Origin of the sequence: Brevibacillus sp. HD3.3A (assembly GCF_013284375.2) — a bacterium.
In the GTDB taxonomy this organism is placed as follows: Bacteria; Bacillota; Bacilli; order Brevibacillales; family Brevibacillaceae; genus Brevibacillus; species Brevibacillus parabrevis.
Window position 1 is genome coordinate 1,941,392 of sequence record NZ_CP085874.1, and the last position, 17,458, is coordinate 1,958,849.

Consider the following 17,458-nt stretch of genomic DNA (forward strand, 5'->3'; position numbering starts at 1 on the left):
TCAGTCAGGCTGATTCGCGGCCTGCTTTTGTTTTGTCTTTTCGCTCGCGAGCTTGCTGGAGCCATTGGGCGATCGGCAGCTCTGCCAGGATCATTCCGGTAAAAATCATCAAGCAGCCAGTCAGTTGGCGTCCGTTCAATACTTCATGAATGAAGATGTACGAAGTAAGGGCGGCAAACACAGGCTCAAGGGCGAAAATGAGTGCCACTCGCGTCGAGCTGGTTTGCTTTTGCAAAGCCGTCTGGGCCAAAAAGGCAAGCGCGGTCGCAAAGATCGATGTCACGATCAGGCCCATTGCCACTTCGGGGATGAACAAGATCGCCGGATCAAACGCACGGCTCCAGTCTTCGAAGAAAAAAGCGTAGAGCCAACTCATGACCGCGACGGTGCCCAACTGAACGATGGCGAGCGGCAAGGCCGAGAAGTGTGGCGCGTACTTTCCGGTAAAAACGATCTGCATGGCGAAGCAAATCGCACAGCCGAACACGAGCGCATCACCCAGGTTGAACGAAAACTCCTGATTTTGGGTCAGCAAATACAAGCCTGCTGCTGCGAGAATCACGCCAATGACGGCGACAACCTTGATTCTGTCGCGCAAAAGCAAAAAAGAGAACAGCGGCACGAGCACGACAGACAAGCCTGTAATAAATCCGGCTTTGGAAGGCGTCGTGTAAAGCAGGCCGACTGTTTGCAGAGCGTAGCCTAGACAGAGCCAGAAGCCGAGAATGATGCCAGCGCGAATGATCGGACCGCGGAACTCGGTAAGCTGGCGACGATTGCGAATCAATAGAATGACGAGCAAAAACAGAGCGGCTACTGTGAAGCGCACAGCATTGAACGTGTTGGGGGGCAGTGAGGCGATCGCCTGCTGTACGATTAAAAATGTGGTTCCCCAGACCAAAGCGATAAGAAGCAGCGTTATGTCTGCCATCCATGGTTTTCTCAATGCTTCTTTTCTCTCCTCCCGGCTTGTTTACGAAATTTTATATTTATAGACGTATAGCCAGCATCATACGGTATCGGCAATGGGATTTCAAGCGGATTTATGCGCCATTTGTCGCTTTTTGCCGCGGTTTGCACCCTAGCGATTCGACTCTATGAGCGCCCAAAAGTGCGTTCAGTTAATAAACTTTTCACAATTACTCATGTCCGTTTACGGGCATAATGTTATAATAATAGTGCATTTTACATATGGCGTATGCAAGTATGTCATTCTGGGAGGACATTATGGATATTCTTTTGCTGGGCTTAAATTATAAAACGGCACCTGTCGAAGTTCGCGAAAAGTTTACATTCAGCGATGATGGGACTGTGCGCGCTCTTCATCTTCTCTCCCAGACGAAGAGTATTGCAGAATGTGTCATCTTGGGGACATGCAACCGTACGGAAATTTACGTCGTTTGCGATCAGGCGAATATCGGCCGGGACTATTCGCGTCGTTTTTTGGCGGAATGGTTCGGTGTGGAAAAAGAACGATTCAAGGATCACCTCTATATAAAAGAGAACGAACAGGCAATCGACCATCTGTTTAGAGTGTCTGCTGGTCTTGATTCGATGGTGATGGGAGAGACGCAAATTCTCGGTCAGGTGCGCGATGCCTTTTTGATGGCGCAAGAGCTGAAAACGACGGGAACCGTGTTCAACACGCTGTTCAAGCAAGCGATTACGTTCGCGAAGCGTGCCCATACGGAGACGGCTATCGGACAAAACGCCGTTTCGGTCAGCTATGCGGCGGTTGAACTGGGCAAAAAAATATTCGGCTCTTTCGCCGGGAAGTCCGTCCTGATTGTCGGAGCGGGCAAAATGAGCGAGCTGACTGCCAAACATTTGCACGCCAACGGTTCCGAACGCGTCACGGTAGCAAACCGCACGCTGGAGAGAGCGCAGCTTTTGGCGGAAAAATTTAAAGGGGATTCCTGTACGATGGAGCAGTTGCCTGAGGCGCTGCTCACCGCAGACATCGTCATCAGCTCGACGGGAGCGACCGGGTACGTCCTCGGCAAGCAAGATTTGGCGCCGATCATGAAGCAGCGAAAGCACCGCCCGCTGTTCATGGTGGATATTGCGGTTCCCCGTGACCTGAACCCTGATCTGCACGATCTGGATAACGTCTTTTTGTACGATATCGATGATCTGGAAGGCATCGTCGCAAGCAACGTCGCAGAGCGCTCGCGGGAAGCGGAGCGACTGGAGGCTATGATCGAAGAGGAAATCATGGCGTTTACCGCCTGGTACCAGACGCTCGGAGTAGCGCCGCTGATCGCTGCCCTGCGTGAAAAAACGCTCACCATTCAAGGCGAAGCGATGCGCAAGATTGAAAACAAGCTGCCAAACTTGACGGAGCGCGAGATGCACATCATCCGCAAGACGACAAAAGGGATCGTCAATCAGCTAATGCATGATCCGGTTGTCCGTCTGAAGGAGATGGCAGCTACCAAATCCGGAGAAGAAGTGCTGGACATTTTCACCAAGATGTTTGCTCTGGAAGAAATCCTGGAACGCAAAGAGCAGGAGGCGATCTGGGCAGACGATAAAACAAAACAACCAGCAGCTCGTGAAAAGGTATTGGCTTCCCGCCTGCCGGACTAACAACCTTCTTTGCAAAAACGATACTGCCATCGATAGAAACCGATAGGGAAAGAGGGGAGAGAGTGCATGGCCGAGGTGAGATGGATCTACGACCTGACGATCTTTCTCTACGCTGCAAGTGTTCTCTTCTATTTTAACGACTTCTTGCAAAGCAACCGGAAAGTCAATCGTTTGGCTTTCGGGTTGCTTATTGTCGTTTGGGCCTTGCAAACCGCTTTTTTTGTGTCGCAAACGGTGATGAAAGCTTATTTTCCTGTCATTACACTGTTTGAGACGCTGTTTTTTTACTCATGGGTGCTGGTAAGTCTGTCGCTTGCCATTCACTATTTTTTTCGCATTGATTTACTGGTTTTTTTTACAAATATCATCGGATTTGTCGTCCTGGTCATGTCGATGTTTTTGCCAGAGACGCCCATCGTCGCTGTATCCAGTGTGCTGACCTCTGAGCTTCTGTTGACACATGTGACGCTGGCGATGTTCAGCTACGGAGCTTTCTCGCTGTCGATGATCTTTTCAGCGATGTACCTGTTGCAGCATAAGATGCTCAAGGAGCGCCGCTGGACTCCGCTTTTGCGCAGATTGCCCAGTCTCGATCAATTGGAGGGCTACGCTTACCGGATGAATATGCTCGGTGTGCCGATGCTGCTGCTCTCGATTGTGCTGGGGATCATTTGGGGAAAAATGGTACTGCCGGAGAAATTTTTGCTGGATTCCAAAGTCGTGCTCTCTTTGCTCGTCTTGGCCAGCTATTCGTTCTGGCTGTACAAGCGATTTCGCGATACGATGCAAATGCGCAGGATGGCGCAATGGAACGTCTTGGCGTTTTTGCTTTTGCTCATCAATTTCTTAGGAATCACGACATCTACATTTCACAGCTGGTGGTAGCGGCTGTTCATCAAGGAGGCTGTCATGGGAAAATGGAAAGTGGGTACGCGGCGCAGCAAGCTGGCGCTCACCCAGACGAAGTGGGTTGTAGCGAAACTGCAGGAAATCGCGCCGGAAGCTGATTTTGAACTGCATGAGATTGTGACAAAAGGCGACCGGATTCTCGATGTTACTCTGTCCAAGGTGGGCGGAAAAGGCTTGTTCGTCAAAGAAATCGAACAGTCTTTGTACGACAAGGAAACGGATTTGGCGGTGCACAGCTTGAAGGACATGCCAGCCGAATTGCCGGAAGGACTCGTGATCGGAGCGATTCCGAAGCGCGTTGACCCGCGGGACGTCCTGCTTTCCCTGGATGGAAAAACGCTTGATGAGCTGCGGGAGGGGGCGCTGGTCGGAACCAGCAGTCTGCGCCGCAGTGCGCAAATTCTCGCGCATCGCCCGGACATTCAGATCGAGTCGCTGCGTGGAAACATTGATACGCGCATCCGCAAGCTGGAAGAAGGCAACTTTGATGCGATCATTTTGGCGGCAGCGGGTCTGGAGCGCGTCCAGTATGCGGGAAACATTTCGCAATATTTGCCCGTGGAAATCAGCCTGCCCGCTGTCGGACAGGGTGCGCTTGCCATCGAATGCCGCGCAGATGATGAAGAGACGCTGGCCCTGTTGAAACAGCTTGATGATGAGCCTACGCGTCTGGCTGTTACAGCCGAGCGCAGCTTCCTGCACAAGCTGCAAGGCGGCTGTCAAGTTCCGATCGGGGCGTATGCGACCGTGGATGAGGCGAAGCAGATCACTTTGACAGGCATGGTTGGCTCGCCGGATGGAAAACAGCTGTTCAAAAACACGGCGACAGGCACGGATGCGCTGGCGCTCGGCGTTCAGGTGGCGGAAGCGCTGCTCGCGCAAGGAGCGGGCGAGGTGCTCGCACAAGTTTTGCGGGAGAACCAGGAATGACAGCCGTCGGATCGCGCGGGCCGCTGACAGGCAAGCAGATCATGGTGACGCGCGCCAAAAGCCAGGTTCAGGAACTGGTGGACAAAATCGAACATTTGGGCGGAGAGGCTTATGCCTTTCCGCTTCTGAAAATGATCCCGCCTGCGGACAATGCGAGGCTGGATGAAGCCATCGCCGAGTTGTCCAGCTATGAGTGGGTCATTTTTACGAGTGTCAATGGCGTGCGTTTTTTTCTGGATCGGATGCAGCAGCTGGAAGTCGGTCTTCAAGCATTCGCAGGGAGGATTGCCGCAGTCGGTCCCAAGACGGCTCAGGCTCTGACCAGCCACGGTCTTGAGGTTGCCGTGATCCCTTCCGACTACGTAGCCGAGGGATTGCTCGCCAGTTTGCACGAACAGCTGCGTCCTGGCCAGCGTGTTTTGCTGCCGCGAGCGGACATTGCCCGCAAAGCGCTGCCAGCCGAATTGCAAGAACGAGGGCTTGCGGTGACAGAGGTGGACGTTTATCATACGGTCATCGACGCATCGCTTGCGCCGGAAGCGGCAAAAGAGTTGCAGCAAGGCCGCATTGATGTCATCTTGTTTACCAGCTCGTCTACCGTGACTCACTTCATCCAGGCGATGTCGCCTTATGCGACGCCAGGCTGGCTCGATCAGGTGCGGATCGCCTGCATCGGTCCGATCACAGCTGATACAGCCAGACAGAACGGGCTTGTTGTCGATGTGGTCGCGAGCGAGTACACGGTGGAGGGACTGTTAGAAGCTTTACTAGAGAATCTGGGAGGGAATTGACATGGCACTTACATTTGACCGTCATCGCCGTCTGCGCCAAAGCGCGGCTATGCGCAATCTGGTACGAGAAAATCACATTCACCTGGAAGATCTGATTTATCCTTTGTTTGTCGTGGAAGGAACCGGCATCAAAAATGAAATTGCTTCGATGCCAGGCGTGTACCAGTTCTCTCTGGATGTTTTGGCGGAAGAAATGAAAGAGATTGTGGCGCTGGGAATCCAGTCCGTGCTGATGTTCGGGGTGCCGGAGCACAAAGACGCTTGCGGGACAGAGGCGTACAACGACGATGCGGTTACGCAGCAAGCCATCCGTCAGATCAAGGAAGCCCACCCGGAAATGATCGTGATTGCCGATACGTGCCTGTGTGAATACACGGACCACGGTCATTGCGGCGTCATTCACAATGGCGAAGTCGTCAACGACGAGACGCTTGAGCTTTTGGCAAAAACAGCGGTCTCCCAGGCAAAAGCGGGCGCTGACATCATCGCTCCGTCCAACATGATGGACGGATTTGTCGTTGCGATCCGCGAAGCTTTGGATGAAGCAGGCTTTTCCCATATTCCGATCATGTCCTACGCAGTGAAATACGCTTCCGCCTTCTACGGCCCATTCCGCGATGCCGCTGGTTCGACACCGCAATTCGGCGATCGCAAAAGCTACCAGATGGACGCGGCAAACGCACGGGAAGGACTGCGAGAAGCGGCTTCTGATGTAAAAGAAGGGGCAGACTTTTTGATCGTGAAGCCAGGTCTGGCTTTCATGGACATGGTGCTGCGCCTGCGCGAGAACTTCAACCTGCCGATCGTCGCCTACAACGTGAGTGCCGAATACTCCATGGTCAAAGCGGCAGCCCTCAACGGCTGGATTGATGAAGAGCGCATCGTAATGGAGGCGCTGCTTGGCTTCAAACGGGCTGGTGCAGACTTGATTATTACGTATCATGCCAAAGATGTAGCAAAATGGCTGGCGAGGTGAGCAAAAGATGATGAGAGAAAAATCGACTCGGTTGTTTGCAGAAGCACAGCATTACATACCTGGTGGAGTGAACAGCCCGGTGCGGGCGTTCAAGAGTGTGGGCGGCAATCCTGTCTACATTGAAAAAGGGGAAGGCTCCCGCATTTTTGATGTGGACGGCAACAGCTACATCGACTATATCGGCTCGTGGGGACCGCTGATTCTCGGTCATGCGCATCCGCGCGTGCTGGCGGCGATTACGGAAGTCGCTGCGCTCGGAACCAGCTTCGGTGCTCCGACAGAGCGCGAAACCGAGATGGCGAAGCTCGTATGTGAGCTGGTTCCATCCGTGGAAGTTGTGCGCATGGTCAACTCGGGCACAGAAGCGACGATGAGCGCTCTGCGTCTCGCCCGCGGCTACACGAAGCGCAACAAAATCATGAAGTTCGAAGGCTGTTACCACGGCCATGCCGACAGTCTGCTGATCAAAGCCGGTTCTGGCGTAGCGACGCTCGGTTTGCCGGATAGTCCGGGCGTGCCAGAAGGAACCGCTGTGAATACAATCACAGTGCCATACAACGATTTGGACAGCGTCAAGCTCGCTTTCGAGCATTTTGGCGACGATCTGGCTGCGGTCATTGTCGAGCCAATCGGAGGCAACATGGGCGTAGTGCCGCCACAGCCCGGTTTTTTGGAGGGGCTGCGTGAAATCACCAAGCAATACGGCGCGTTGCTCATTTTCGATGAAGTCATGACAGGCTTCCGTGTAGCGCTTGGCGGCGCTCAACAACTGTACGGCATCACGCCTGACCTGACCACGATGGGCAAAGTCATCGGCGGCGGTCTTCCGGTGGGAGCGTACGGCGGCAAACGGGAAATCATGCAGCAGATTGCCCCGGCAGGACCGATCTATCAGGCGGGAACGCTGTCCGGCAACCCGCTGGCGATGGCGGCAGGCTTGACTACCTTGCAAGAGCTGAGCAAGCCAGGTGCTTACGAGTATTTGGAAAAGCTGTCTGTGCGACTGGGTGAGGGACTGGCAGAAAATGCTCGCAAGCTGGGTATCCCGCACACGCTCAACCGGGTTGGCTCCATGGTATGCCTGTTCTTTACCGATACGCCAGTCATCAACTACGAGACGGCGAAAACAGCTGATTTGGACCGCTTCTCGGCTTACTTCAGCTATTTGCTGGAAGAAGGCGTCATGATCCCGCCGTCCCAGTTTGAAGGGATGTTCGTTTCCTTGGCACATACGGAAGAGGACATTGAACGGACGATTGAAGCGAGCTACCGCGCTATGAAAAAGGCGCTGGAAGCTGAATAAACAAGAGAGCGACACCTTCTGTAACTGCGCAGGAGGTGTTTTTTAGTTTTTTTGTAAAGATCGGCTGGAAGAAGCAGGATATTGCCATAACGGATGAGAATACGAGGGGAGCAAAAAAGAGCGAGGTGGAGTCATGGAAGGAACAATTGTACAGGTGCCAGAAAAACACGTGGTAGGACTCAGCTTTTCCGGCTCGTTTTCCATGTTGATCGAGCACATGCCCAAGCTGTGGGAAACGTTTTTGCAGCGACAAAAGGAGATTCCGCTTATGGTGCAGCCCAACGTGCGCTATGACATCAGTGACGAGAACCAGACGTACCAAATGTATACCGAGTATATCGTGGTAGAGGTAGAAGGCTTTGAAAAAATTCCTCCTGGCATGGTCGGGTTCACGCTTCCAGCCAGAACGTACGCCCGCTTCACCCATGCAGGACCGATGGAGACGGTGCAGGACACGTACCGTCAGTTGTTTGGCTGGCTTGACGCACACGGCCACCAGGTCGATCCGCAAGCTTTGCGCATGGAACGGTACGACCAGCGCTTCATTCCTTCCGTGCATCCCCGGCAAAGAGCGGAGAACACGTACGAAATTTTCATTCCGCTCCGCTAAGCGACAAGGGAACAACACCTCTTTTTGCTTTTTGGCGAGGAGATGTTCCTTTTGATTTCACCATTCTGCACCCAAATTCGTATACTGTTAAAAAACAGGGACGAGGTGTACAGGTGGTGAGATTGAGATGGCGTTATCGGAAGCGCCTGCGTAAACGGTACGGCCGACTGATCTGGAAGGTCAAAAGCCGCAAAGGACGCAAGGGATACTTCAAATCGACGGTATATCGGCATCATCGCAAAAATTACCGCATTCTCGTAGCAAACGAGTACATCGCCGCGCATTTGGCGAAAAGCCTCGGGGTGCCTGTCGCAAAAGTGATGCAAGCCCATGTGCGCGGGCCAAACGGCCGGATCAAGCGTGGAATTATTTCCATCAAGGGCAAAGGCAGCAAAGTGATCCACTGGAAAAAAGTCAAAAAGAAATGGCTGAAAAAACCGCACAAGCACATCAAAGGCGCCAAAAAGCTGGCGCGGCTCGTCGCTTTTGACGCCTGGATTCTCAACCCGGATCGCTCCAACCGCAACCTGATTCTGCACAAGAAAAAGTCGTGGAAGAAGTACAAATGGTACGGAATCGATCATGGGATTTCCTTGTTTGGTAATCCTACTAAATGGAATCTGCGCCGCGCCAGGAAAAAGTTTTCCTGCAAAAAAGCCTACAAGTTTTGCCTGCATTCCGGCGAAAAGAAAAAACAGCGCATTCCCAAAGGGCTGAAGCGCTTTACCCGCGACAACCGCAAGCAACTGGAAAAAATGGTCAAGAAAATCCAGTCCTTGCCCAAAGGAAAGCTCAAAAAAGCGATTCGCCGAGTACCCAAGGGCTTGTTGACACGGGCAGAAAAACGGTTTATCGAAAAAGTGCTGCTGTGCCGTCGCAAGCATTTGAAAAAGGCATTGAAGCGGATTTCCAAGCATTTCGGGTAGCGTTGGAGTGCTTGACCCATCTAGTAAATGAAGTGGAACAGATGGCCTGGAGGAGGCTGTTTTTTCAAGCGTTGCAGTCAGCGCTGGCAACTGGCACGCGGGCAGGCTGAACCAATCACCAAGGAGCGATGCACATGCGAAAAGAAATTCAACTGACAAACGGAGTCAAGCTCGCCTATGTAGAGGAGGGGGCAGGGGAAACAGTCGTCTTGCTACATGGCTTCTGCGGCAGCTCGCGCTACTGGGACAAGCTGATCCCGTTGTTGTCCCGCACTCACCGTGTATTGGCTGTTGATTTGCGGGGACACGGCCACAGCGCTGCTCCGGACGAGCCTTATTCCATGGAACGGTTTGCCGAGGACATCGCGCTTTGGGCGGAAGCAACAGGGCTTGCGAAATTCCATCTGTTCGGCCATTCGCTCGGCGGCTATGTGACACTCGCTTTTGCCGAAAAGCACGCGGACAAGCTGGCAAGCTTCGGGCTGCTTCACTCCACGCCGTTCCCGGATGACGAGGCGGCCAAGGCGAATCGCAACAAAGGAGCCGACAGCATTCGCGAAAACGGGATGGAGCCGTTTATCAAAGCGCTTGTGCCCAAGCTGTTTGCACCTGATCACGTCGCTTCACTCACGCAAGAGGTCCAAACCGCAAAAGACATCGGGTTCGCCACCAGTCCGGTTGGCGCGATTCAAACGCTTTATGCGATGCGAGATCGCCCGGACCGCAATCGCGTTTTGCAAGAGACAGCGCTGCCTGTGCTTTTGGTTGCAGGGGCAAAAGACCAGATCATTCCGGTAGAAAAAACGTTCACTGTGGAACGAAGTCATGTGGTTCATAGGTTGTTGCCTGATGCCGGACACATGGGGATGCTGGAAGTGCCGGAGCAACTGTCAGAAGCCATAGCCGATTTTGTCGGAAAAAACAGCAAATCTGCACCATCAGCCTAGCAAATTTTGCTATAATGGAAGCGTTATCCTATCTTTTTGCATACATAGATGAGAGGGGAATTTCCTATGAAAAAAGCACGTCGCATTACCATGATGGCGTTTGCATCGGTTGTCTTCGCATCGTTGCTGTCGTCCTCCGCACTCGCAGCTCCACTGCATCCTGTCAAACACGTGGACTGGATGGTGAAAAAAGCGATCGTAACAGCAGGGCAAAACGGCGACCTGGCTCTGGATCGTACCGTAACGCTCGCTGAGGCAACCGTTGTATTCTCCAAACTCAAAGGCGCTCAAATCGGTGCGGCAGCAAAAGGCGCGCACTGGGCAACTCCTTACCTGGACTGGGCAAAAGGCCAAGGGGCAGTATCCCAGGACGACTTCAAAAATCCGACTCAAGTGGTCACTTCTGCAAAACTGACGCAAATGGCTGAAAAGCTGGGCTACAAAGTCACTTTCGGAAACAAGGCGAACGTGACGCGCGGAGAGTTTTTCCAGGCGTTGGGTGACGCTGCGACGACACACGTAACCATCGCTCACACAAACGATACGCACGGACACATTCAGGAAGACAAAAGCCAAAAAGAATTTGGCTTCGCTAAAATCGCCACCTTGCTGAAAGAATGGCGTGCGGAAAACAACAACTTCCTTTTGCTGGATGCAGGTGATACGTTCCAAGGAACCGTATTCGTCAACCAGTTCAAGGGCGAATCCGTCGTTCCAATCCTGAATAGCCTCGACTACAATGTGATGGCAGCGGGCAACCACGAGTTTGACTTCGGCTACGAGCAATTGCTGAAACTGCGCGACATGCTGGAACATCCGGTCATTTCCGCGAACGTGTTCAAAGCGGATGGCAAAGAGCTGTTGCTGCCAACTTTCAAGGCTGAAATCGGCGGCAAAAAATTCGCGTTTGTCGGCTTTGTGGCTGAAGACACTCCTGTTTTGACTCACCCTGACAACGTGAAGGGTCTGACCTTCAAGAACCCGGTTGAAGTGGCAAAAGCAGTTGTGCCGCAACTGAAAAAAGAAGTCGATCACGTCATCGTCGTCTCCCATATCGGGGTAGATGTGGACCGCGAAATCGCGAAAAATGTTCCTGGCATCGACCTGATCGTCGGCGGCCACTCCCATACGCCACTGAAAGAGCCTGAGCTGGTCAACGGCACATACATCGTTCAGGACTGGGAATACGGCAAGTCTTTGGGACGCGCTGACCTGTACTACCTGGGCAAAGAGCTGGTTGCATTCAGCGGCGGCTTGAAAGAATACGATGAAACTGTCGTTGCCGATCCGGAAGTTGACAAAATGGTTCAGGAAATTGTGAAGAAAATTGATTCCGTCATGAATGTGGTCATTGCAAAATCCGAGGTTCCGCTGGACGGCGACCGCACGCTTGTACGCGCGAAGGAAACTAACGTAGGTAACCTGATTACCGATATCATGCTGGAGCGCACGAAGTCGATCAAAGGACATGAAGCGGATGTAGCGCTGGCAAACGGCGGCGGTATCCGTACACAGCTTCCGGCTGGAGACATTACAAAGAAAAACCTGTACACGCTGCTCCCATTTGAAAACAACACACTGTCTGTTGTGGAAGTGACGGGAGAAGAGCTGAAGCAGGCGCTGGAAAACGGCGTGAGCCAAGTGGGCACAGGAGCAGGACGCTTCCCGCAAATCAGCGGCATGAGCTTTACTTACAACCCGACAAAACCGGTTGGCGAGCGCGTCCTGGAAGTGAAGGTAGGCGACAAGCCGCTTGACCTGACCAAAACTTACAAAGTAGCGACCATCGACTTCCTGGCAGCTGGCGGCGATGGCTACGAGTCCTTTAAAAAGCCGTTCTTCAACACAGGCTTGTCCATGTACAGCATCGTGGAAGAAGGATTGATGAAGCGCAAAGTGGTCAATCCGAAAGTAGAAGGACGTATTGTCGAAGTAAAATAAAGGTTGTGACGGATCAGACAGGGAAGATGTTCACTTCCCTGTCTTTTCTATCATAAAGTACCTTGCAATATACAGTAGCAATTTGGTAAGCTTTGACATGGGTGATGGACAATGAACGTACAGTTTAAAAAAGGTGTCCTGGAGCTGTGTGTTCTCGTGTTGACCGCCAAACGCGACAGATACGGATATGAACTGGTCGCGAGCATCTCCGAGAAGTTTCATATTGCGGAAGGGACCGTCTACCCTTTGCTGCGCCGATTGACCCTGGAGGGCTTTTTTGAAACCTATCTGACAGAATCGCAAGAAGGGCCGCCACGAAAATATTATCGGCTGACCGAGCAGGGAAGACGCTACATGAATGATCTCGTGCTGGAGTGGCGCATATTCAACCGCGGGGTCAACGAAATGATAGAGGAGGGACTGGGGTATGACAAGACGTGAGTTTATGGATGAGCTGGGCGCGTTGCTTGGCGATTTGCCTGACAAAGAGCGTCTGGACATCCTGGCTGATTATACCGAACATTTTTTGATCGGGATCAAGCAAGGAAAAAGTGAGCATGAAATTGCGGAAAGCCTGGGCAGCCCAAAAACGATTGCCAGAGAGCTTTTGGCCGGCTACCGGATTGATCAGGCGCAGTCCAACGCATCGGTAAGCAATATGTCCAGAGCCATTCTCGCCACGATCAGTCTGGGCTTTTTCAATCTGCTGTTTGTCCTCGGGCCGTTTTTTGGCTTGATCGGCGTGCTGATCGCCTGCTATGCCGTCTCCTTCTCGCTTCTGGTGGCACCGTTTGGCATTTTGATGGAATACGGGTATCCCGAACCGTCGCAGGAACGGCTCTTGCTCTTGTTTGGCAGCCTTGTATCGGTCGGACTGGGAGGAATGCTCACGGTAGGCTTGCTGCGCTTCACCAAGTGGATTTACAGCATGTTCCTAAAGTATCTGCAATTTAACGTGCAGATGATCAGGGGGAAATAAGATGAAAAATTGGGGAAAAAAGCTGTTCGGCATCAGCTTTCTGCTGTTTATCATCGGGGTGTGCGGGCTTGTTTGGCTGTTTTCCAAGCAAGAATATTTCGCCTTCTCGCTAAAAAAAGTCGAGCAGCAGCAAACGATTGAGCAAGATTTCAAGGCAGTGGATGTGAGCACAGGAACCGCAGATTTGGTCATTACTCCGGCAAAAGTAGAGAAAGCGACTGTGCGGCTCGTCGGAGAAGTTGCCGAGATGCAAAAAGATCGCCTGCAATTTACGAGCGAAGTAAGGCCGGACGGGACGCTTGTGGTGTACGTTCAGGAAAAGCTGCGCGTGAGCCTTTTCTATATAGGCAACGACGACTTGAAGCTGGAAGTGACGTTGCCGGAAAAGCAGTATGAGAGCATTCGCTTGAAAACCGACACAGGCAATATCACCAGCGGGGCGTTGACTGCGAGAAAAGCCGACATCGCGTCTCACACGGGTGATTTGGAGTTGAACGGCTTCGCGGGTGAGCGGCTGGACATACAGACCGACACGGGGGATATGCAGCTTGCCGGAATCCGCGCCGCTGTAACGATCGATACGGCCACAGGAGACATCGACAAGCTGATTTTGCCTGAGTTGACGCAAAATACGACAATCCGGACCGATACGGGCGATGTGCGGATGGAAGTGGAAAAGCAGCCGGAAAAGGCGCAACTGGAACTTTCCACAGATACGGGAACGATCGAGGCTGGCTGGCAAGGGATGTCCTACGAGGAAAAAGACAGGTATTACATGAAAGGAACGCTCGGAACAGCGGGGCCGAAGGTGTATGTCAAGACTTCTACGGGAGATATCCGCATTCAATAGAAGAAGTTTGGCAACAATGGTGGATAGGATTGGAAAGCGCGAAACGAAAAGATTTTGACACAAAAGAGTCATTACTTGTCGAATGCCCAGTGGTATCATATTGATGGGACAGATTATTGTGCAAAGAGAGGATTATTCATGACTTCAAAACCATTTAACGATACGTTTTTGAAAGCATGCCGCGGGGAGGCGACAGAGCATGTCCCTGTCTGGTACATGCGCCAGGCGGGACGATACCAGCCCGAATACCGCGCAATTCGCGCGAAGTATACCTTTTTTGAGATGAATTACATACCGGAAGTGTGCGCAGAAGTGACACGCCTGCCTGTAGACCAGTTGGGCGTAGATGCCGCCATTTTGTTCGCGGACATCATGACCCCGCTAAAACCGATTGGTGTCGACGTGAACATCGAGTCGGGAATTGGCCCGGTGATTGCCAATCCGATTGAGTCATTGGCGGATGTGCAGCGCCTGCTCGACCTGGAGCCGGAAACGCACGTGCCGTATATTTTGGAATCGATCAAGCTGTTGCGCGAGCAGTTGTCTGTTCCGCTGATCGGTTTTGCGGGAGCGCCGTTCACCCTTGCCAGCTACATGATCGAGGGCGGCCCTTCCAAGCATTATCACAAGACCAAAGCTTTCATGTACACGGAACCAGCGGCTTGGCAGGCGCTGATGGAGAAGCTCGGCGACTTGACGATCACGTACCTGAAGGCGCAAATCAAGGCCGGGGCGCAAGCGGTTCAAGTGTTTGACTCATGGGTAGGCGCGTTGAACGACGAAGATTATCGCGAGTACATAACGCCTGTCATGACCCGGATTTTTCAAGCGCTGAAAGAAACAGGAGTGCCGACCATCTACTTCGGAATCGGTGCGGGTCATCTTTTGCTGGATTGGAACCGCTTGCCTGTGGATGTCGTCGGTCTGGACTGGCGCACTTCCATCACGACAGCGCGCAATATGGGTGTGACCAAAACGCTCCAGGGCAACCTCGACCCGACGCTGCTGCTTGCTCCTTGGGAGAAGCTCGAAGCAAAAGCGAAAGAGATTCTCGACGAAGGTACAAAACAGCCAGGTTTCATTTTCAATCTGGGGCACGGTGTATTCCCTGACGCCAAGGTAGAAACGCTGCAAAAATTGACCGCGTTCATTCATAGCTACAAACGGGACGTGTGACCAGGAGGGGTTGGAAATGTCGAAGCCAAAAACAGGGCTTTTGCTGATGGCGTATGGAACGCCGCGCAGCCCTGAGCAAATCGAACCATACTACACGCACATTCGCCGCGGCCGCAAACCGCCGCAAGAACTGCTTGACGACTTGAGAGCCCGCTATGAGGCGGTAGATGGGCTGAACCGTTTTGCGGATATTACGGACGAGCAGGTGCGAGCGCTGACTGCGGAACTGAACAAGCGTTATCCCGATCGGGAGTTTGTCGGATACTTGGGGTTGAAGCATATTGCCCCGTTCATCGAGGATGCTGTCGAGCAGATGAAGCGAGACGGTATTGAAGAGGCGGTAAGTCTGGTTCTCGCTCCGCATTACTCCAGCTACAGCGTAAAAGAGTACAACGGCAGAGCGCAGGAGCATTCCGAATCGATCCAGGGCCCGAAAATCGAGAGCATCGAGAGCTGGTATTTGGAACCGGGCTTCATTGAATACTGGGCGAAAGCGATTGCGGGTACGTTTGCCTCGATGCCGGAAGAAGAACGCGGACAAGCCGTCGTCATCTTCTCTGCCCACAGTCTCCCGGAAAAAATCTTGAAGTCTGGCGATCCTTATCCGCAGCAACTGGAGGATACAGCCAAGCTGATTGCCGAGCAGGCCGGAATTTCCCGCTATGCTATCGGCTGGCAGAGTGCGGGCAACACGCCAGAGCCGTGGCTTGGGCCAGACGTTCAAGATTTGACGAGAGATTTGTACAAAGAGCACGGCTACCAGTCGTTCGTCTATTGTCCGGTCGGGTTCGTAGCCGAGCACCTCGAAGTGTTGTTTGACAATGATATGGAATGCAAGGCAGTAACGGAAGAGCTGGGTGTTCACTACCATCGCCCTCCGATGCCTAACGCCAGACCTGCGTTTATTTCCTGTCTGGCTGATGCGATCGGGAAAAAGCTGGCGAACTAGGGGATTGATCACATGAGCGAGAAATCTTATCATGTAACGATTGTTGGCGGCGGCATCACCGGATTGACCGCTGCTTTTTACTTGCAAAAAGAGATCGAAGCAAAAGGGCTGCCGATTTCCTATCAGCTGCTCGAACAGCAGGATCACCTGGGCGGAAAGATCAAGACGTGGCGGCACGAAGGCTTTGTCATCGAGCTGGGACCGGATTCGTTTTTGGAGCGGAAAACGAGCGCAGGCGAGCTGGCAGCCGATTTGGGGCTTGCGCATGAACTGGTGCGCAACAGCACCGGACAGGCTTACATTTGGCACAAAAATCGCTTGCAGCCGATTCCGGAAGGCGCCGTGATGGGAGTGCCGACCAAGCTGATGCCGTTTGTGACGACAGACCTGATCTCGTGGCCAGGCAAAATCCGCGCAGCAGCCGACTTGATTTTGCCTGCCTCCAAAGGCGATGCGGATATTTCCGTAGGCGAATTTTTCCGGCGCAGGCTGGGGGATGAAGTGATCGACAACCTCATTTCTCCGCTTCTGTCAGGCGTCTACTCCGGGGATCTCGACCACCTCAGCTTGCTGGCGAGCTTTCCGCAGTTCGCGCAAATGGAAAAGCAGCACCGCAGCCTGATTCTCGCGATGAAGCATTCGCGCCCGCAGTCGAAAGCACCTGGCAAGCCAAAAGGCATTTTCCTGACGCTTGCGAACGGATTGCAATCGTTGGTGGAAGGCATTGAAAAAAGCTTGCCTAGTGAAGTGTTGCTGAAAGGCACAGGGGTCACCAAGCTGGAAAAACGGCCAGACGGCAAGTATGCGCTCGCTTTGACAAACGGTCAGCTGCTTGAGACGGACGCCGTTTTGTTCACCGTACCCCACGCTGTCTCGGAGCCTTTGCTGCGGCCTTTTGCCAATGTTGCGACACTGGAGAACGCCAAGCCGCACATGGTAGCGACGATTGCCATGGCTTTTCCGGAGAGCGGGATCGAGCTGGGGATGGAAGGGACAGGCTTCATCGTGCCGCGCCACTCCGGTGCGACGATTACGGCGTGTACGTGGGCGCATCGGAAATGGCCGCACATGGTGCCGAACAACAAGGCGCTCTTGAGAAGCTTCGTCGGGCGAGCGACAGAGCAAGCCTTTATGCAGATGACCGACGAAGAGATTCTGGAAGTTGTGCTGCGCGATTTGCGCAAGATCATGACCATCCGTCAAGAGCCGGAGTTTTACAGTGTCACCCGTCTGCAAAACGCGATTCCATATGTAGTCGGACATCAGGCGTGGGTGCGGGACGTGAAACAAAAGCTGAAAGCCAGCCTGCCGGGGGTCATGGTGGCAGGGGCATCCTACGACGGTGTAGGTGTGCCGGATTGTATTGCCCAAGGAAAAAAAGCCATATTGGAATGGATCGCATCTGTGCAACCGGGGAGCTAACCCCGGTTTTTCCTTTTTTCGGTGCTAAACGGCTCGTCCTGTCCATATAGTATAGGGAAATGTCCTGCACTCGGTCGATCGGATGCCTGTACAACTCGTATCGACCTTGGCGCATCAAAGGCATCGCCCAAAAAAAAGCTTGGCGGAGCCCAAGTTTTCG

17 protein-coding genes are annotated in these 17,458 nt (G+C 53.0%); 16 read left to right on the plus strand and 1 reads right to left on the minus strand.

The window, feature by feature from the left end; translation table 11 throughout:
- Positions 1-4: 4 nt before the first annotated feature.
- The gene (locus HP435_RS09495; protein ID WP_305852251.1) at positions 5-946 is read right to left on the minus strand and encodes a DMT family transporter; all 942 of its coding nucleotides are present in this window, start codon (positions 944-946) and stop codon (positions 5-7) included.
- A gap of 281 nt (positions 947-1,227) precedes the next feature.
- On the opposite strand from HP435_RS09495, the gene hemA reads away from it, so the two are divergent.
- The 16 genes from hemA (at position 1,228) to hemY (ending at position 17,298) form a co-directional block, all read left to right on the plus strand.
- A complete protein-coding gene (gene hemA / locus HP435_RS09500; RefSeq protein ID WP_173597485.1) occupies positions 1,228-2,589 on the plus strand; it encodes a glutamyl-tRNA reductase in 1,362 nt (453 codons plus the stop codon).
- Positions 2,590-2,655: 66 nt separating this feature from the next.
- On the plus strand, positions 2,656-3,474 hold the full coding sequence (locus HP435_RS09505; RefSeq protein WP_063230139.1) for a cytochrome C assembly family protein: 819 nt from the start codon (positions 2,656-2,658) through the stop codon (positions 3,472-3,474).
- Positions 3,475-3,498: 24 nt separating this feature from the next.
- Entirely contained in the window at positions 3,499-4,428 is a 930-nt protein-coding gene (gene hemC, locus HP435_RS09510) for a hydroxymethylbilane synthase (RefSeq protein ID WP_122964259.1), read from the plus strand.
- Positions 4,425-5,219: a uroporphyrinogen-III synthase gene (locus HP435_RS09515; protein ID WP_173597484.1), complete on the plus strand. Its 795-nt coding sequence runs from the start codon at positions 4,425-4,427 to the stop codon at positions 5,217-5,219. Before hemC ends, HP435_RS09515 begins: the two co-directional genes overlap by 4 nt.
- A 1-nt stretch (position 5,220) precedes the next feature.
- Positions 5,221-6,195 carry a porphobilinogen synthase gene (gene hemB, locus HP435_RS09520; RefSeq protein ID WP_063230142.1) on the plus strand — a complete coding sequence of 325 codons (975 nt, stop codon included), beginning with the start codon at positions 5,221-5,223 and terminating at the stop codon, positions 6,193-6,195.
- 7 nt (positions 6,196-6,202) lie between these two features.
- Positions 6,203-7,498, plus strand: a complete 1,296-nt coding sequence (hemL, locus tag HP435_RS09525; protein ID WP_173597483.1) for a glutamate-1-semialdehyde 2,1-aminomutase — start codon at positions 6,203-6,205, stop codon at positions 7,496-7,498.
- A gap of 133 nt (positions 7,499-7,631) precedes the next feature.
- Positions 7,632-8,108 (plus strand): GyrI-like domain-containing protein, encoded by a 477-nt coding sequence (locus HP435_RS09530; RefSeq protein ID WP_173597482.1) that lies wholly within the window; start codon positions 7,632-7,634, stop codon positions 8,106-8,108.
- A 116-nt stretch (positions 8,109-8,224) separates the two neighbouring features.
- Entirely contained in the window at positions 8,225-9,034 is an 810-nt protein-coding gene (locus tag HP435_RS09535) for a HipA family kinase (protein WP_229049887.1), read from the plus strand.
- A 134-nt stretch (positions 9,035-9,168) separates the two neighbouring features.
- Positions 9,169-9,981, plus strand: coding sequence for an alpha/beta fold hydrolase (locus HP435_RS09540; protein ID WP_173597480.1), 813 nt, complete (start codon positions 9,169-9,171; stop codon positions 9,979-9,981).
- A gap of 66 nt (positions 9,982-10,047) precedes the next feature.
- The gene (locus HP435_RS09545) at positions 10,048-11,922 is read left to right on the plus strand and encodes a bifunctional metallophosphatase/5'-nucleotidase (RefSeq protein WP_122964253.1); all 1,875 of its coding nucleotides are present in this window, start codon (positions 10,048-10,050) and stop codon (positions 11,920-11,922) included.
- A gap of 111 nt (positions 11,923-12,033) precedes the next feature.
- Positions 12,034-12,363 (plus strand): PadR family transcriptional regulator, encoded by a 330-nt coding sequence (locus HP435_RS09550; RefSeq protein ID WP_122964252.1) that lies wholly within the window; start codon positions 12,034-12,036, stop codon positions 12,361-12,363.
- Positions 12,350-12,901 (plus strand): HAAS signaling domain-containing protein, encoded by a 552-nt coding sequence (locus tag HP435_RS09555; protein ID WP_122964251.1) that lies wholly within the window; start codon positions 12,350-12,352, stop codon positions 12,899-12,901. Before HP435_RS09550 ends, HP435_RS09555 begins: the two co-directional genes overlap by 14 nt.
- Position 12,902: 1 nt before the next feature.
- Positions 12,903-13,751, plus strand: coding sequence for a DUF4097 family beta strand repeat-containing protein (locus HP435_RS09560; protein ID WP_122964250.1), 849 nt, complete (start codon positions 12,903-12,905; stop codon positions 13,749-13,751).
- Between the two features lie 138 nt (positions 13,752-13,889).
- The gene (gene hemE / locus HP435_RS09565) at positions 13,890-14,927 is read left to right on the plus strand and encodes a uroporphyrinogen decarboxylase (RefSeq protein WP_122964249.1); all 1,038 of its coding nucleotides are present in this window, start codon (positions 13,890-13,892) and stop codon (positions 14,925-14,927) included.
- Between the two features lie 16 nt (positions 14,928-14,943).
- Positions 14,944-15,876 (plus strand): ferrochelatase, encoded by a 933-nt coding sequence (gene hemH, locus HP435_RS09570; protein ID WP_122964248.1) that lies wholly within the window; start codon positions 14,944-14,946, stop codon positions 15,874-15,876.
- 12 nt (positions 15,877-15,888) lie between these two features.
- Positions 15,889-17,298: a protoporphyrinogen oxidase gene (gene hemY, locus HP435_RS09575; protein WP_173597479.1), complete on the plus strand. Its 1,410-nt coding sequence runs from the start codon at positions 15,889-15,891 to the stop codon at positions 17,296-17,298.
- Positions 17,299-17,458 lie beyond the last annotated feature (160 nt).

Coding starts and splice junctions, on each gene's coding strand:
- HP435_RS09515 (WP_173597484.1), top strand. CDS start 4,425: ATGACAGCCGTCGGATCGCGCGGGCCGCTGACAGGCAAGCAGATCATG.
- HP435_RS09545 (WP_122964253.1), top strand. CDS start 10,048: ATGAAAAAAGCACGTCGCATTACCATGATGGCGTTTGCATCGGTTGTC.
- HP435_RS09530 (WP_173597482.1), top strand. CDS start 7,632: ATGGAAGGAACAATTGTACAGGTGCCAGAAAAACACGTGGTAGGACTC.
- hemC (WP_122964259.1), top strand. CDS start 3,499: ATGGGAAAATGGAAAGTGGGTACGCGGCGCAGCAAGCTGGCGCTCACC.
- hemH (WP_122964248.1), top strand. CDS start 14,944: ATGTCGAAGCCAAAAACAGGGCTTTTGCTGATGGCGTATGGAACGCCG.
- HP435_RS09560 (WP_122964250.1), top strand. CDS start 12,903: ATGAAAAATTGGGGAAAAAAGCTGTTCGGCATCAGCTTTCTGCTGTTT.
- hemA (WP_173597485.1), top strand. CDS start 1,228: ATGGATATTCTTTTGCTGGGCTTAAATTATAAAACGGCACCTGTCGAA.
- hemL (WP_173597483.1), top strand. CDS start 6,203: ATGATGAGAGAAAAATCGACTCGGTTGTTTGCAGAAGCACAGCATTAC.
- HP435_RS09550 (WP_122964252.1), top strand. CDS start 12,034: ATGAACGTACAGTTTAAAAAAGGTGTCCTGGAGCTGTGTGTTCTCGTG.
- hemE (WP_122964249.1), top strand. CDS start 13,890: ATGACTTCAAAACCATTTAACGATACGTTTTTGAAAGCATGCCGCGGG.
- HP435_RS09540 (WP_173597480.1), top strand. CDS start 9,169: ATGCGAAAAGAAATTCAACTGACAAACGGAGTCAAGCTCGCCTATGTA.
- hemB (WP_063230142.1), top strand. CDS start 5,221: ATGGCACTTACATTTGACCGTCATCGCCGTCTGCGCCAAAGCGCGGCT.
- HP435_RS09505 (WP_063230139.1), top strand. CDS start 2,656: ATGGCCGAGGTGAGATGGATCTACGACCTGACGATCTTTCTCTACGCT.
- HP435_RS09555 (WP_122964251.1), top strand. CDS start 12,350: ATGACAAGACGTGAGTTTATGGATGAGCTGGGCGCGTTGCTTGGCGAT.
- hemY (WP_173597479.1), top strand. CDS start 15,889: ATGAGCGAGAAATCTTATCATGTAACGATTGTTGGCGGCGGCATCACC.